Below are 15,323 nucleotides of genomic sequence, written 5' to 3' on the forward strand. Positions count from 1 at the left end.
CCTCGAATCTCAGTGCGCGCCCAGTAGATTCACATCCTCCACGAAGTCGATGATGCGTCCGTTCTCCAGCAGGAAGACCCCGAGGGTGATGGGCGCGTTGCCGTACGAGTCGTCCTCATAGGTGAGGGTGACCAGCCGCTGGAACACCATGAGCTGGCGTTCGTCGAGCTCGTAGGGCACGGCGAGCAGACAGGTGCGGCGCGGCGTCGAAACCCAGAGCCGGGTGCTGTCGAGGGCGTCATGCGCACCCTGCATGGCGCGCGGGTCGAGCACCTTCTCAGCGGAGAAGTCGTGGCCGGAACAGTTCACGGTGGGGAGGCCATACAGCTCGTCGGTCTCCCAGGGGTAACGCTGCAAGCCGGACAACCTGGCAATGGCCGCGGGCAGCAGGAAGTCGTTGCCGGGCGCGTCCGGGTCATAGCTCTGCATGGCGTAGCCGTCGCCCATGTCGGCGGTCAGCACGATGAGCGGCGCGTTCCCGGAGGCGCTGGGCCAGTGCGGAATCAGGTGGCGGTGCGGCCAATCCGCGGGCTGGAGCAGCGGATAGGGGTCGAACGGCAGCTGTAGCTCGATCGGTTCGGCATCGCCGGCCGGGGGCTGGGGGGACTGGGGTGCCGCGGCGGACGGCTCGTAGGAGATATCCACGGCGGCAGTGGTTTCGGGCGGTCCGAACACCGGCTCGAATTCGTAGTAGCGCAGGCTCTTGTCCGAATCCATGACGATCAGGGTGTAGTCGACCCGCATCCGGCCCTGGGCCAGTGCCTCGGCCAGGTGCGGCCGCTGTTCCAGCACCGCTCGGAAGTCCGGATCGGCATGGATCATGGACCAGATGTAGGCGGGGTCGCCCTGCTCGACGAGGCCGCCGTCGACCTCCCGTCGCACGAGCGGAATCTCTTCCAGATCATCGAGATTGGGGAACACGTCCACGACGAGCAGGGTGTCCGGCCCCTCCAGCCCGATGAAGTCCACGGTCCGGTCGCGCACCGGCCAGGTCATATCGCTACCGGTGAGGATCTCGAGCCCCCGGTGCTGAAACAGATTGTTGCCGCAGATCATCCGGAGCTGATGTTCTGCCTCGGCACCCTGCCGGCGCGCGTCCAAACCCAGGCGGCTCATCTCCACCGCGTCGGCGATCTCCTCCGGTCCCGCGGCCCGTATCGCGGCAGCGTCGGCATCGTGGCCCAGCCCACCCGTGGACAGCACCTCGCCGGTGTCGTCGATCCATGCCCGCGCGATGAACTGGGCCGGCAACCAGACCTCGAACCGGGAGCGCAATTCCCTTGCGACATAATCCCCGACGCGGAGGTACTCCTGGTAGCGGGCGGGCCAGGGCAGTCGCTGCCTGCGCACCGCGCCCTGGTCCGCCCGGTCCGGGTCGAGCACCCATGTCAGTGCCGCACCGCCCCGCTCGAAGCGCACGACCTCCCGGTCCCGCAGGGACAGGCAGACGCATCCCTCGACCGGGAGCATGAACAGCTGCAGCGCTAATTCTTCCGAAAACACCTGCCAGGCAGTGCTTTCCACTGCCAGCCAGCGTTCGTCCGCAGCCTCCGCCGAGCCGGTCAGCCCACGACGCCACAAACTACCCAACCCCACCGAAACTCCATCCGATCCAGAACAATCGCCGCAAACTAGCACGGTTGCCTGAGGATTCCCCGTGGATCAGGAGACGAGCCGCACCTTGTCCGCGGACTCGTTCTGGCTGCCGCATTCCTGGTACGGGTTGGGGTCGCCCTGCCGCTCGCCGCAGACCCAGCGGATGTTGTCGACGGTGACCGCGATATCGCCGTCGGGCTGCTTGGCGCGGTCGGAGGCGTAGGCGGCGGCGACAGCGGTTGCGGTGGAACAGAATTCGGAGCCTTTGGCGGTGGCGACGACGACGGCGAGGCCCCAGGGACCGGGACCGCAGTGGACGATCTCGTGGCCCGCGGCGGGGAACGGTGCGGGGCTCGTCGCTGGGGTCGCTGCCGTGGAGGAGCCGGATTTCGCTGGGGCACTGGTGTTTTCGCTGTCGTCACCACACGCCGCGAGCGGGAGCAGCAACGCACCGGCAGCGAGCACGGTGAGCGGACCTCGGGTCCACCGCTTCACAGGAGACTCCTTTCGGGAACCACGGAATTCGAGTGGATGGGCTGTTCGGATCGGCGGGTTCGCCGCGACGGCGCGACAGGGATCCGGGCCGCGCGTCAGCCGACGTCGCGGCGCAGCCAGGTGACCTCCGCGCCCTCACCGCCCATGCGGTAGGGCTCGAGCGCGTCGTCCCAGGCCGTGCCGAGCGCACGGTCGATCTCGGCGGCGATGTCGGCGGCGGAGTGACGGCCGTGGGCGCGGGCCTCGGAGACGATGGTGCGCAGGCGCATCTCGCCGACCATGACATCGCCGTTGGCGCTCATGGCCCCGTTCCACAGGCCGAGGCCGGGGACGAAGCTGTAGCGTTCGCCGTCCACGCCCTCGCTGGCGTCCTCGGTGACCTCGAAGGCGAGAACCGGCCAATCCCGCAACGCATTGGCTAATCGGCTGCCGGTACCGACCGGGCCGTACCAATCGGTGGTGGCGCGCAGGCTTCCGGGGGCCGCCGGCTGGGCGGTCCACCGCAGTTTCGCGGGCGCCTTGAGGGTCGAGGTGAGCGCCCATTCGATGTGCGGGCACAGCGCGGCCGGCGACGAATGGATGTAGACGACACCCGACGTCGCGTCCGCGAACTGACTCGATGCGCGCACCACTGACACCTCCGGCTCGACGAGGGACGTCTTCCCCAACGACCCCTGACAGCCGACGATGCCCGAGTGTACTGGAGTGCCCGGTGTTACGTGTGTTACTTGCGGGCCGTGTCGGCGCGCTACGCGAACTCGGCGATCACCGCGTCACTGAGCGTCGGCCACGCCGCGCGGGCCCAATCCCCGAAATTTTCGTCCGCCAAACCGAGACACGCCATGCCGACTTCCGGGTCGACCCACAGGAAAGTTCCGGATTGCCCGAAATGCCCATAAGTCCGCGGAGAGTTCGCGCCACCGGTCCAATGCGGCAGTTTGTGATCGCGGATTTCGAAGCCCAGACCCCAGTCGTTGGGGCGCTGCGAGCCGTATCCCGGAAGTACGCCATTGCGATCCGGGAACTGCACTGTGGATGCCTTCGCATACAGCTCAGCGCTCACCAGAGTGGGATTCAGCAATTCTTCGGCGAACCGCAGCAGATCGGCGACCGAGGCACGCGCGGCATGCCCGGCGGAACCGGACAGCACCGCGGTGCCCATACCCAGCGGCTCGAAAACGGCCTCGTGCAGGTAGCGATCGAAGGCGATCTCGGTGTGCTCGGCCACGAAATCCGCGAGCACCTCGAAACCGGCGCTCGAGTAGATCCGCTTCTCGCCCGGTTTGGCCAGCACCTCGTGCGAATCGAAGGCCAGACCCGAGGTGTGCGCGAGCAGATGCCGCACCGTGGACCCGGGCGGGCCCGCGGGCTGGTCGAGCTCGACCGCGCCCTCCTCGACGGCCACCAGAACCGCGTACGCCACAAGAGGTTTCGTCACCGAGGCGAGCCGGAACACCCGGTCCACCTCACCCTCGGTATCGACGGTGCCCTTACCCGCCAGCACCACCCCACCCGCCGCATGAGGGACCGGCCACTGTCGCATCAGATCCAGCGCTCGCACGCCGTCGAGCCTACGTGGTGGGGTCGCGATGGCGGGCAAGCAGGGAGCGGCGGCGGGTCAGATCCGCGATCTCGCCGCGAGCATCAGACGGTCTCGCGCTCGGCCACGCGGTTGAGGGCCGAACGGCGACGGCCGTAGCCGAAGTACACGACCAGCCCCACCCCCGACCACAGCGCGAAGGCCAGCCAGGTGACACCCGGCAGGTGTGCGAGCAGCCAGACGCACAGTCCCACACCGAGAATCGGCACCAGCGGCACCAGGGTGCGGAAGGTGCGCGGCAGATCCGGCTTGGTGCGGCGCAGCACCAGCACGCCGATATTCACCAGCGCGAAGGAGACCAGGGTGCCGATATTGGTGGCGTTCACCAGTTCTCCGAGCGGAACGAGCGCGGAGAGCACCGCCACCACGCCGCCGACCACCAGGGTGTTGACGGTCGGCACCCGCTTGCGCCCGACGCGGGACAGCACCGAGGGCATGAGCCCGTCGCGGGACATGGAGACCAGGATGCGGGTCTGGCCGTAGAGCACGGTCAGCACCACCGAGGCGATGGCGATCACCGCGCCCGCCGCCAGAATCGTTGCGGGCCAGCCCCTTCCGGCGACCTGCTCCAGCACCGTCGCCAGCGACGCGCCCGAACTGCTCACATCGTCGACGCCGACGGCCGCCACCGCGGTCAGCGCCACCAGCACGTACACCAGCGTCACGATGCCGAGCGAGATGATGATGGCGCGCGGCAGATCCCGCTGCGGATTCTTGGCCTCCTCACCGGCGGTCGACGCGGCGTCGAAACCGATGAACGAGAAGAACACCATGGACGCCGCCGCACTGACGCCCGCCACGCCCATGGGCGCGAAGGGGTGCAGGTTGTCGGAGTTGAAGGCGGTGACCGCGACGACCACGAAGAAGATCAGCACCGCGATCTTGATCATGGTGGTGACGGTGGTGACGCGCGCGCTCTCCCGGATCCCGTCCAGCAGTACCGCGGTCGCGATGAGCACCACGACGGCCGCGGGCAGATTGATGATGCCGCCGTCACTGGGCGCACTGGACAACGCATCCGGAATCCGCCAGCCGATGGTCGAGCCGAGGAACTCGTTGAGATACGACCCCCACCCGACCGCGACCGCCGCCACCGAGACGCCGTACTCCAGCAGCAGGCACCACCCGCACACCCAGGCCACGATCTCGCCCAGGGTGGCATAGGTATAGGAGTAGGCCGATCCGGACACCGGCACGGCCCCGGCCAGTTCGGCATACGACAGCGCCGAGAACAGGGCGGCCAGCGCCGCCACCGCGAAGGAGACCACGACCGCCGGACCCGCCAGCGGGGCGGCCTCGCCGAGCACCACGAAGATGCCGGTGCCCAGGGTCGCACCCACCGAGAGGGCGATCAGCGAAATGAGACCCATGCTGCGGCGCAGCGCGGTGTGCTCACCGTCGGAGGTGAGCTGCTCCACCGGTTTGGTTCGCAGCAATGATGCGGTAATCGGTTTGAGTCCGGGCACGTACTGCGACGCTACCGGGTGAATGGGCCCTCACCGGCAAACGGGTGTCGTGTCCACCGCCGACCTCGAGACAACAGCAACGACATGGCATTCGATCGCCCGGGAGGACTGGGCGGTACGGCGTATACGATCGGGCCACCATGAGTGAGCAGGTCACTATCCACGGCGAGGTGGATGCGGGTTTCGGACCGGTGGCGGATGCCTTCCGCCGCAACTTCCGGCAGCACGGCGAGATCGGGGCGGCCGTGGCCGTCTACGCCGGGGGCGAGCCGGTGGTGGATCTGTGGGCGGGTCATCGGGATCGCACGCGCACCCGCGCCTGGGAACGCGACACCATGGCGCCGGTCTGGTCGTCCACGAAGGGTATGACCGCCTTCGTCTTCGCCGAGTTCGTCTCGCGCGGACTGCTGGATTACGAAGCGCCCGTGGCCCGGTACTGGCCGGAGTTCGCGGCCAACGGCAAGGAGTCGATCACCGTCCGGCAGCTGCTCGATCATCAGGCCGGACTGGCGGCGCTGGATCGCCCGGTGCGGCTGAAGGATATGGCCGATCTGGACGGGCTCGCGCTGATCCTCGCCGAGCAGAAACCACTGTGGCGGCCGGGAACCCGGCACGGGTACCACCCGATCACCGCGGGTCTGTTCCAGGGTGAGCTGATCCGCCGCGTCGACCCGGACCACCGCACGCTGGGCCGCGTGTTCGCCGAGGACTTCGCCGCGCCGCTGGGGCTGGACTTCTATATCGGTATGCCGGAAGAGATTTCGATGGACCGCGTCGCCACCCTGTCGGCGACCGAGGGGCTCGACATCCTGCGCTACGAGCGAGATCTGCCGCTGCGCATCGGCATTCAGCTCTACAGCAAACGCGGCCTGTCCTTCCAGGCGCTGAACAGCCCGCAGGTGGGCGCTCCCGCGCGCGCCGCGCGGCGGGAATTCGTATCGGTGGAGAGCCCGGCCGCCGGCGGTGTCGGCACGGCGCGCTCGCTGGCCCGCGTCTACGGCGCGGCGGCGGCGCAGACCGGCGAGCTTCCCATCGAGCGAGATCTCTTGGACCGCTTGGCTTCCGCGGACACCGCCGACGACGTCCCCGCCGAGGACCTGGTGCTGCTCACCCCGAGCCGCTACCACCTCGGCTTCCGCAAGTCGCGTGGCGGCTTCCGCTTCGGGACCGACAAGCGCGCCTACGGCACCACCGGGTACGGCGGATCCTTCGGATTCGCCGATCCGGCAACGGGTCTCGGCTTCGGCTATGTCATGAACCGGCTCGGCATGGCCGTGCTCGACGACGTCCGCTCCCGCAATCTGCGCGACGCGCTGCGCCGCTGCGGCTGACCCGCTACCCGAATTCCGCCGGGTTTCAGGCGTGCTCGACGTCGTGCACGTGATGCACCAGATCGTGCACGAAGTACCGGGCCAGGGTGTCCACGGTGAACTGTGATCCGTTGCTGCGCCGGGCGATCAGGCCGCGCTCGGCCACCGGCACGGATTCGAAAGCGCGCGCGGCGGATTCGGCGACGGCGACCAGGTCGGCCGCCACGGCGGTGGGCTGCTGCGCCCCGTAGTTCTCCGCCACGGCGGTCTCGTCCTGATCCCAGTTGGCGAACATGGGGATGCCGTCGGCCACCGTAACCGAGGGGTCGTAGCCGCCGATCACCGGACCGGGGCGGCCAGACGCCGTGCGGGTGATGTCCAGGCGGTGTTCGAAGATGCGGCACACGTCGCGGACGTGCGCGGCGTACTCCAGGGCCGACCAGGTCGAATCATCCGGGCGCACAGCGGCGTTCGGCGCGGTGAGGGCGACGCCCAGGCGCCGGGCGCTGCCGCGGACCAGCCCGGGGACCGCCTCGTAGGAGGTGGCCGCCGGGTCGAAACCGCATTCGGTGCAGGTGCGCTCGAGCACCCAGGTCCAGTCCTTGGCATCGGGAACGATCGACATGACCGTCAACCTATCGTGGCGAAAATTTATCTACCACAAATATTCTGCCAATAGCCGCCGAGATCGCGACAGGCCCACTCACTCCATGAGCTGATGCGCCTTCTCGAACAGCTCCAGGGTGATGGCGTGCAGGAAATCGCCGACCTGCTTGGGCGCCTTGCCCGCCGCCGCGCGGGCATGCGTGCCCTCCAGCACGATGCCCAGCTTGAAGCAGGCCAGCACCGTGTACCAGGTGACATTGCTCAGATCGCGGTCGGAGAACTTGCCGTAGTGCGCGATCATCTCCTCCGGCGTGGGCAGGCCGCCGACCTCGCCGAGCTTGCCGACCAACGCCGCGCCGACCTTGCCGGGCTCCGGGCGGGTGCAGATCTGCCAGCCCAGGTCCAGCAGCGGGTCGCCGATGGTGGACATCTCCCAGTCGACCATGGCCGCCACTTCGGGGCCGTCGAAGGAGAACATCATGTTGGCGAGGTGGCAATCACCGTGCAGGATGCCGGGTTTCCACTCGGTGGGGCGATTGCGGTCGAGCCAGTCGCCGACCTGCCGCACGCCCGGGATCTCCGGGCCGCCGTAGCCCTCGTTCGCGCTGTAGCCCTCGAGCTCCGAGAGCCAGCGCGGGACCTGACGCTCGAGGAAGCCCTCCGGCTTGCCGTAGTCGGCCAGACCCAGCGCCACATGATCGAGAGAGCCGAGGCGGGCAATGGATTCGACCGCGGACAGGCCCATCTGCCGACGGATCTCCGGATCCCCGGCGTGCAGGGCGGGCAGTTCGTTCTGCGGATTGAAACCGGTGATGGGCTCCATCAGATAGAAGGACGCACCGATGAGCGACTCGTCCGGGCAGGCCGCGATGACCTTGGGGTGCCGCACACCGGTGCCGTCCAGCGCGCCGAGGATGCGGGATTCGCGGCGGATGACATTGTTGCTGGCCGCCCGCAGATGCTTGGGGCCGCGCCGCAGCACATAGTCGCGACCACCCCGGGTGAAGCGCAGCATGATGTTCTGCGTGCCGCCGCCGAGGGGTTTGACATCGGTGAATTCACCACCGGTCAAGCCCTGTTCATCCATCCAGTTACCGACGATCGCGAAGTCCACGACCTCGCGGTCCACCTCGAGCGGCTGTGCTACAGACATGCCCCACATTGTGCCGCAGGCCGCAACCCGAACTGAAGGCATATGCCCGCAGTAGTGGCGGTGACCTCGTTCACGCAGGTCGGAGCACGGTGCACGAGACCGCGTGGCGTAATGTGCGAGCCAAATGCGCACGCTGCTGATCGACAACTACGACTCGTTCACCTACAACCTGTACCAGCTCATCAGCCAGGTGAACGGGAACGAACCCGTGGTCGTGCGCAATGACGAGGTCGACGCGCTCGCGGCCCTGGACCTGCGATCCTTCGACAACATCGTGATCTCCCCCGGACCCGGCCGCCCCGACGTCCCCCGCGACTTCGGCATCTCCGCGGCGGTCATCGCCGAAGCCGACCTCCCGCTGCTCGGCGTGTGCCTGGGCCACCAGGGCATCGTCATCGCCGCCGGCGGATCGGTCGTGCGCGCCCCCGAAGCCCGCCACGGCTACCCGGACCTGATCACCCACGACGGCCGGGAACTGTTCGCGGGCGTACCCCAGGGCTTCCAGGCCGTCCGCTACCACTCCCTGTGCGCCGCAACGCCGCTGCCGCGCGAACTGGAGATCACCGCCACCTCACCCGACGGCGTCGTCATGGGAATCCGGCACCGCACCCGGCCCCGATGGGGCGTGCAGTTCCACCCGGAATCCATTGCCAGCGAACACGGTGCGACCCTGCTGCGCAATTTCGCCGACCTGACGCGGGCGCACCGGCGGGCAGCGAATCCGCACGGCCCCACCACGACGCGCACCGATTCCAGGCGCGCGACGAGCGGCAGCAGCACGGCAGAGCTCATGTCCAGAGCACCGTCTGCGGCGGATTCGCCATCGGCCACGAGCAAGACCATGACCGTGGAATACCGCGTGGAGCACACGGTTGTGGAGCGGGCGGTGGACGCCGAGGCGGTGTTCCTGCGGCTGTATCGGTCGTCCCCGACGGCGTTCTGGCTCGACAGTGAGCATGTGGAGCCGGGGCTGGATCGGTTCTCGTTCCTGGGTGATGCGTCGGGGCCGCTGGCGGAGGTAGTGCGATACCGGGTCGGGTCGGGCGAGGTGTCGGTCGAGTCGGCGGCCGGGCGGCGCACGGTACCGGGGGGCGTGCTGGACTACCTATCCGGTGAGCTACGCCGGCGGCGGATCGAATTCCCGGCTGTGCCATTCGATTTCGTCGGCGGGTACGTGGGGTACCTGGGTTACGAGATGAAGGCCGACTGCGGGGCCGAGGCGGTGCATCGCGCGCCGACGCCCGACGCCCAGTGGGTGTTCGCGGATCGGCTGATCGTGGTGGATCACGAGGTGGGCCGCACCCATCTGCTGGCGCTGGCGGAGACGGATTCCGTTCGGGCCGCGCATGATTGGCTATCGGTCACGAAGGCCATCGTGGAAACCCTTCCCACCTGGGAGAATCCGCCGGATCTGGCGCTGCGGGCGGAGGAGCGGACGGTAGCGCCGCTGCTCACCCGCGGGCGCGAACGCTACCTCGCGGATGTCGCCGCCGCGCAGGAGCAGTTGCACGCGGGCGAGTCCTACGAGATCTGCATCACCGACAGCGCGTACCTGCCCGCCGACAGCGACGGCCTGAGCGTCTACCGCACGCTGCGCCGCTGCAACCCGGCCCCCTACGCCGCCTTCCTGCGCTTCGGCGACGTGGAGGTGGCGTGCTCCTCTCCCGAGCGCTTCCTCAAACTGGATCGCGCCCGCACCGTCGAGAGCAAGCCGATCAAGGGCACCGCCCCGCGCGGTCACACCCCCCTCGAAGACGAGCACCTGGCCGCGGAACTGGCCCGCAGCCCCAAGACTCGCGCCGAGAACCTCATGATCGTCGACCTGCTCCGCAACGACCTCGGTCGCGTCTGCGAGATCGGCACCGTCCACGTCCCCGAACTCATGGCCGTCGAGACCTACACCACCCTGCACCAGCTCGTCTCCACAGTGCGCGGCACGCTGCGCCCCGATCTGGACGTAATCGACTGCCTCCGAGCCTGTTTCCCCGGCGGCTCCATGACCGGCGCCCCCAAACTCCGCACCATGGAGATCATCGACGATCTGGAAACCGAAGCCCGGGGCATCTATTCGGGCACCATCGGCTTCCTCGGCCTCGGCGGCACCGCCGACCTCAATATCGTCATCCGCACCGCGGTCCGCCACAACGGCCGCTGGCGAGTCGGCGCGGGCGGCGCGATAGTCCTCGACTCCGACCCCGAAGACGAGTACCACGAGATGGTCTGGAAAGCCGCCGCCGCCCTGCGCGCTCTCCCCGGCATCGGCGTAGCCCCCACCGCCCCGCTTCCCTCGGCCTGACGACGGCTGAACTCATCCGAGCCCGACAACACCGCAACCGCTCGACGCGGACCCGCGTGGGGCTTCGGTCCCCGAGCCGCTACTTCTTGCGCGGGTCGCGGCGTGACTTCGGCTCGGGCGCTTCGGGTTCGGGTGTTTCGCGGCCGCCGGTGAAGCGGCCGAGCAGGCCCGCGCCGGGCAGCCGGTCGAGGCGGGCGAAGACCTGGTCGGTCAGCGCCATGACCTGTTCGATGCGGGTGAGCATGTTGTCGTAGGCGACGAAGGCGGGTTCGGCCAGCGCGAGGGTGCGGTCGAGGCGGTCGATGGTGGAGTTGAGGCGTTCCACGGCGGTGGTGAGGTTTTCGATGAGGTCGGGGAGCTGGGCGGCCAGCTGGACCGAGGCCGGCGGGAGGCGGACCGCGGTGTCGAAGGCGGCGCTGGCGGTGACCTGGGCGGAGTCCAGGGCTTGCCCGGCGGCGCTCTGGGCGGCTTCGACGGCGGCCTGGGCGGCGGCGAGGATGTCGCCGGCGGTGGGGACGCGGGGCTGGGGTTTGCCGCGCGGCGGTGGCGGGGTGGCGCGCGGCGGCTGCGGGTCGCCGCCGCGGCCCTTGGGGTTGGTCATGATTCCACTGTGCCGCAGGTTCGGCCGGATGCACAGCACGATGGAGACCGATCGGTTCGCGCGCGCGGGATCGCCGGGTCAGGGGCCCTGTCCTCGGCGAACGCTGCGTGTCGGAGTCGCGTGGCAATATTCGATCACAATGAAACTCACCAAGGGTGGCAATACGCCGGTTCCGACATCGCTTCTGACGGTTGTCCTTTCGTGGCAGTCCGATCACGAGGTCGATGCGCATGCCTTACTGCTGTCCGAGTCCGGCCGCGTGCGCTCGGACCGTGATTTCGTCTTCTTCAACGCGCCCCGCCACATCTCGCAGGCGGTGACGCTGGACCAGGAACCGGCCCCCGGCACCGCCCGCCTGTCGATCTCCCTCCCCCGCACCGAATCCGACGTCACCCGCATCGTGGTCACCGGCTCGGTCGACGCGGCCCCCTTCGCCGACATCCCCGGCCTCATCCTCACCGTCTTCGACCACAACCGCCCCGTCGCCTGGTTCGAGATCACCGACCCGGACTCGGTGCGCGCCATGATGTTCGGCGAGTTCTACCGCCGCGACGACCAGTGGCGCTTCCGCGCCGTCGGCCAGGGCTGGGCAGGCGGCCTGGCGAACATCATCACCGAATTCGGCGTCCAGATCGACGATCCCGGCGACGCCCCGTCGAGCGGGTCCGGGACCAACCCCTCACGGCGCACGGGCGACGGCCCGGCATCGCGCACCGGCAACGAGAGCGCGATGCAATCCGCGCGACGTGGCACCTCGCTCGCGCGGGAGCGCCAGGAAGCCCCGCCGCCACTGCCCCCGCCGAATCCCGACACCGCCGATTGGCATGTGGATCCCGAGCATTCGGGGCTGCTGCGATGGTGGGACGGCGAGGAGTGGACCGGCTCGACGCGGCCGGTGCCGTCGGCGGATGCGCGGCACTGTCATCGCTGCGGGCGGCCGCGCCGGTGGCGGCTGTTCGGGCGGGCGGCCACGTGCGGGGAGTGCGCGGATGAGATCGGCCACTACCTGGCCGGGTGGCGGGGGCGGGCCGAGCGGGTGCTGCGCACCACCGGCCCGCAGGGCGGCGACTGGGATGGGCTGTGGGTCGCGCTGCGGTATCAGCGGATCGAACGCGCCGCCGCCCAGGAGGTGCTGCGGCCGGTCGGGCACGACTATGTGGAGCGGCTGGTGGCCTTCGCGTTCGCGGACGGGGCCATCGAGCAGTCGGAGATGGACGCCTTCGACGCGGCCGTGGGCGATCTGGGGTTGACCGGGCCGCTCATCGAGGATCTGCGGCGGCGAATGCTGCGGGGCCGCATGCTGACTCGGCTGCGGTCGGGTGAGCTGCCCGTGATCCAGGTGGCCGGATTGCATCTGGATCCGGAGGAGCGGGTGCATCTCAATGTGCCCGCGATCCAGATCCGCCAGCTCGCGCGCGGCCCGAAGCTCACCGAGGGGCGTTTGATCTGCAGCAATAAGAAGCTGCGCTTCACCGGCGTCGACACCGGAGCCGAGATGCCCTGGGGCCGAGTGGTTTCGGTGGTGTCCGAGGGCGGCCGGGTGGTGCTGGCCGCCACCTCCGCGCGTGGCGGCGCCACCTTCGACGTGGCCGATCCGGATCTGGCGGCCGCCACCATCGAGGGCGCGCTGCGGGTCGCGAAACGCCTCGCACTCACCCCGGGCCGCCGCGACACCCGCAGCATCCCGCAGGAGGTCAAGGCCCAGGTGTGGCAGCGCGACGGCGGCAAATGCGTGGAGTGCGGCGACAGCCACTACCTGGAGTTCGACCACGTGATCCCGATCAGCCGGGGCGGCGCGACCAGTGCGGCGAATCTGCAGATCCTGTGCCGTGCCTGCAACCGCTCGAAGGGCGCCCGCATCTAACCCCATCGACACGCGGAGAACCCCGCATTGTGCGCGATCGGACACCATGCGATGAATCATGTTGAGCGCCACGGCGAACGGTCCTACCGTCCGAAGAGGAGTCGGAAAGGGGATTCGACATGCAGGTAGCGGTACTCGGCGGAACCGGAACACTGGGGACGCCGACGGTGCGGGAATTGGTGGCGCGCGGCCATACGGTGCGGGTGCTCACGCGCAGCGCCCCCGCGGACCCGGTGCCCGGCACCGTGCACCACCCGGTGGACCTCGCCACCGGCGCGGGCCTGGACGAGGCGCTGCGAGGCGCGGACACCGTGGTGGACGCCGCCAATCACCTGGGCCTGCGTCATGCGAAAGTACTGGTGGACGGTGTGCGCACCCTGCTGGCCGCCGAACAGCGCGCCGATATCGGCCATCATGTCGAGGTGTCCATCGTCGGCTGCGACCAGGTCCCGTTCGGCTACTACCGGACCAAGGTCGCCCAGGAGCAGGTGGTGACCTCCGGCCCGATCCCGTGGACCCTGTTGCGCGCCACTCAATTCCACGAACTCATCGACGAGATCTTCCGCACGGCAGCGAAATTCCGGGTGGCCCCGCGTGGCCCCCTGCGTTTCCAGCCGGTCGATGTGACGGCGGTGGCCGCCCGCCTGGCCGATGCGGTGGATGCGGGCCCGTCCGGTCGGCTGCCCGATGTGGGCGGCCCGATCGTGCAGACCCTCACCGACTTGGCCGCGGCCCGCCGCGCCTTCCTCGGAAAGACCGTCCTGCCGGTGCCGGTGCCCCCGCTCGGCCGGGCCGCCCGACGGTTGCGCGACGCTGCGCTGTGCCTCGACAACGATGGCGAGACAGTGTCGTTCGACTACACCGAGTGGTTGCACCGGCGCTATCCGAAACCGGCGTCCTGATCTGCCTCAATCTTCCGTCCGGCAGGCGATTCCGGGAATCCGGGTTCACCCCTAGAGTCTCCCGGATTCGTGGTCGCGCCCGCGTCCGTCCGAAAGGTGATTCGACTGCCCGGCATTGTCATCCGAAAGAAGGTCATCCGGTGGACGGAGGCGTCGTCAGCGGTACATGACCCGCGTGACGACGGGCTCCGCGCAGAACTTCGCGCGCGCCGCGGCCTGTGATTGCACACCGGTCGAATACAGTCCGCCGTCGTCGACCACCGTGCACTGGTTGTCGACGACCTTCTGATTGCCGTCGTAGACGAAGGTGACCTGCGCGGTGAGCAGCGGTGTGAGCGTGCCGGATTCGAAGGTCCAGAAGCTGATGTCCCAGCCCTGCGTGCCATTCTTGGCGGAGATGGCGGTGTATCCGTCCGGCGTGGACTCGATGCCGAGCCCACTCACCTCACCGGCGCGCGTGTACTCCACGCCGTCCGCGGAGTGGTAGATGGCGTAGGCGGTATTGGCGCCCGCGGCCTGCAGCGGCACGATGAGTTCGTCGCGCCCGTCGCCGTCGATATCGCGCAGTTTCGGATTGTCGGCGAGCGCCTGCGTATCCGGCTCCGAAATCGTCTGTGTCGCAGTGCCGTCCGCGTCGAACACGTCGATGGTGAGCGTGATGGCGTTGCCGATGCCGGTGCGCTTCACGTCGAAGGTGCGGCCCGTCGCGTCGTGCGATTCCAGTGTGCAGTCCGGCAGCGGCACGGCCGAGCCCAGCGCGCACAGCGGAAGCCCTTCCGCCGCACCGTCGTTCGGCTCGGGCGGCGCGGCCGGGGCGGTCGTGGGCGCGACGGCCGTGCTGGTCGACGACGCGGGCGATGCGTCCGGTACGCCGGCGACGCTGTCACAACCCGCGACGGCGATGGCGGCAGCGGCGATCATCAGGCAGACCGTGGAGTTCCTCCCCATGCCGGAGATCATAGGTGGTGCCCGCCTTTCCTTCGCTGTCGCATTCGTCGTGATCGCTACACTGGCTGCTACGGCCCGCAGGAGAGGTGAGTCATGGAGCGCAAGCGGAAAACCGAGGCGTTGCACTCCCCCAGCCTCACCCACCCGGGCGACCCCGATCAGGCCCGGCTCGAGGCCGCCACCGCGACCTTCCGCATGCTGGCCGATCCGACCCGCCTGCACCTGCTGTGGATTCTCGCCCAGGGCGAAGCGGATGTCACCGCGTTGACCGAGGCGTGCGGCGCGTCCCGCACGGCAGTGAGCCAGCATCTGGCCAAGCTGCGGTTCACCGGCCTGGTGGACACCCGGCGGGAGGGCCGGCGCATCATCTACCGCATTCGCGACGGGCATCTCTCGCGGCTGGTGCGCGAGGGCCTCAATCACGCCGATCACGTGGTGACCGGCGAGCCCGCACACGCGTAGATCTCTGCTCCTGGTCAGTGGGAC

General features: G+C 69.0%; 14 protein-coding genes. 5 read left to right on the forward strand and 9 right to left on the reverse strand.

Annotated features, from left to right (window positions below; all coding sequences use genetic code 11):
• Positions 1 to 9: 9 nt before the first annotated feature.
• From JK358_RS08800 to JK358_RS08820, 5 genes are all read right to left on the reverse strand, one after another.
• Positions 10 to 1,596 (reverse strand): hypothetical protein, encoded by a 1,587-nt coding sequence (locus JK358_RS08800; RefSeq protein WP_201945368.1) that lies wholly within the window; start codon positions 1,594 to 1,596, stop codon positions 10 to 12.
• A 66-nt stretch (positions 1,597 to 1,662) separates the two neighbouring features.
• The gene (locus JK358_RS08805; protein ID WP_201945369.1) at positions 1,663 to 2,091 is read right to left on the reverse strand and encodes a hypothetical protein; all 429 of its coding nucleotides are present in this window, start codon (positions 2,089 to 2,091) and stop codon (positions 1,663 to 1,665) included.
• A gap of 95 nt (positions 2,092 to 2,186) precedes the next feature.
• Positions 2,187 to 2,720, reverse strand: coding sequence for a DUF3145 domain-containing protein (locus JK358_RS08810; protein ID WP_201945370.1), 534 nt, complete (start codon positions 2,718 to 2,720; stop codon positions 2,187 to 2,189).
• Between the two features lie 119 nt (positions 2,721 to 2,839).
• Positions 2,840 to 3,652: a serine hydrolase domain-containing protein gene (locus JK358_RS08815; protein ID WP_201945371.1), complete on the reverse strand. Its 813-nt coding sequence runs from the start codon at positions 3,650 to 3,652 to the stop codon at positions 2,840 to 2,842.
• A gap of 83 nt (positions 3,653 to 3,735) precedes the next feature.
• The gene (locus JK358_RS08820) at positions 3,736 to 5,157 is read right to left on the reverse strand and encodes an amino acid permease (protein ID WP_372440645.1); all 1,422 of its coding nucleotides are present in this window, start codon (positions 5,155 to 5,157) and stop codon (positions 3,736 to 3,738) included.
• 140 nt (positions 5,158 to 5,297) lie between these two features.
• Here JK358_RS08820 and JK358_RS08825 point away from each other — a divergent pair, with 140 nt between their 5' ends.
• The gene (locus tag JK358_RS08825) at positions 5,298 to 6,488 is read left to right on the forward strand and encodes a serine hydrolase domain-containing protein (protein ID WP_201945372.1); all 1,191 of its coding nucleotides are present in this window, start codon (positions 5,298 to 5,300) and stop codon (positions 6,486 to 6,488) included.
• Positions 6,489 to 6,513: 25 nt separating this feature from the next.
• On the opposite strand, the gene JK358_RS08830 is transcribed toward JK358_RS08825, so the two are convergent.
• Positions 6,514 to 7,092 (reverse strand): DinB family protein, encoded by a 579-nt coding sequence (locus tag JK358_RS08830; protein ID WP_201945373.1) that lies wholly within the window; start codon positions 7,090 to 7,092, stop codon positions 6,514 to 6,516.
• Positions 7,093 to 7,170: 78 nt separating this feature from the next.
• Positions 7,171 to 8,235 (reverse strand): phosphotransferase family protein, encoded by a 1,065-nt coding sequence (locus JK358_RS08835; protein WP_201946225.1) that lies wholly within the window; start codon positions 8,233 to 8,235, stop codon positions 7,171 to 7,173.
• Between the two features lie 115 nt (positions 8,236 to 8,350).
• On the opposite strand from JK358_RS08835, the gene pabB reads away from it, so the two are divergent.
• Positions 8,351 to 10,522 (forward strand): aminodeoxychorismate synthase, encoded by a 2,172-nt coding sequence (pabB, locus tag JK358_RS08840; protein WP_201945374.1) that lies wholly within the window; start codon positions 8,351 to 8,353, stop codon positions 10,520 to 10,522.
• A gap of 79 nt (positions 10,523 to 10,601) precedes the next feature.
• Here pabB and JK358_RS08845 read toward each other — a convergent pair whose 3' ends face one another.
• Positions 10,602 to 11,123, reverse strand: a complete 522-nt coding sequence (locus JK358_RS08845; protein ID WP_201945375.1) for a hypothetical protein — start codon at positions 11,121 to 11,123, stop codon at positions 10,602 to 10,604.
• A gap of 139 nt (positions 11,124 to 11,262) precedes the next feature.
• On the opposite strand from JK358_RS08845, the gene JK358_RS08850 reads away from it, so the two are divergent.
• Together JK358_RS08850 and JK358_RS08855 are read left to right on the forward strand one after the other, a co-directional pair.
• Positions 11,263 to 12,987 carry a TerD family protein gene (locus JK358_RS08850; RefSeq protein ID WP_201945376.1) on the forward strand — a complete coding sequence of 575 codons (1,725 nt, stop codon included), beginning with the start codon at positions 11,263 to 11,265 and terminating at the stop codon, positions 12,985 to 12,987.
• Positions 12,988 to 13,106: 119 nt separating this feature from the next.
• Positions 13,107 to 13,889: an SDR family oxidoreductase gene (locus JK358_RS08855; protein WP_201945377.1), complete on the forward strand. Its 783-nt coding sequence runs from the start codon at positions 13,107 to 13,109 to the stop codon at positions 13,887 to 13,889.
• A 156-nt stretch (positions 13,890 to 14,045) separates the two neighbouring features.
• Here the strand turns inward: JK358_RS08855 and JK358_RS08860 are convergent, their stop codons facing one another.
• A complete protein-coding gene (locus tag JK358_RS08860) occupies positions 14,046 to 14,837 on the reverse strand; it encodes a hypothetical protein (protein WP_201945378.1) in 792 nt (263 codons plus the stop codon).
• Between the two features lie 93 nt (positions 14,838 to 14,930).
• Here JK358_RS08860 and JK358_RS08865 point away from each other — a divergent pair, with 93 nt between their 5' ends.
• Positions 14,931 to 15,299, forward strand: a complete 369-nt coding sequence (locus JK358_RS08865) for an ArsR/SmtB family transcription factor (protein WP_201945379.1) — start codon at positions 14,931 to 14,933, stop codon at positions 15,297 to 15,299.
• Positions 15,300 to 15,323: the final 24 nt, after the last annotated feature.

This window comes from Nocardia acididurans (assembly GCF_016741815.1).
Taxonomy (GTDB): domain Bacteria; phylum Actinomycetota; class Actinomycetes; order Mycobacteriales; family Mycobacteriaceae; genus Nocardia; species Nocardia acididurans.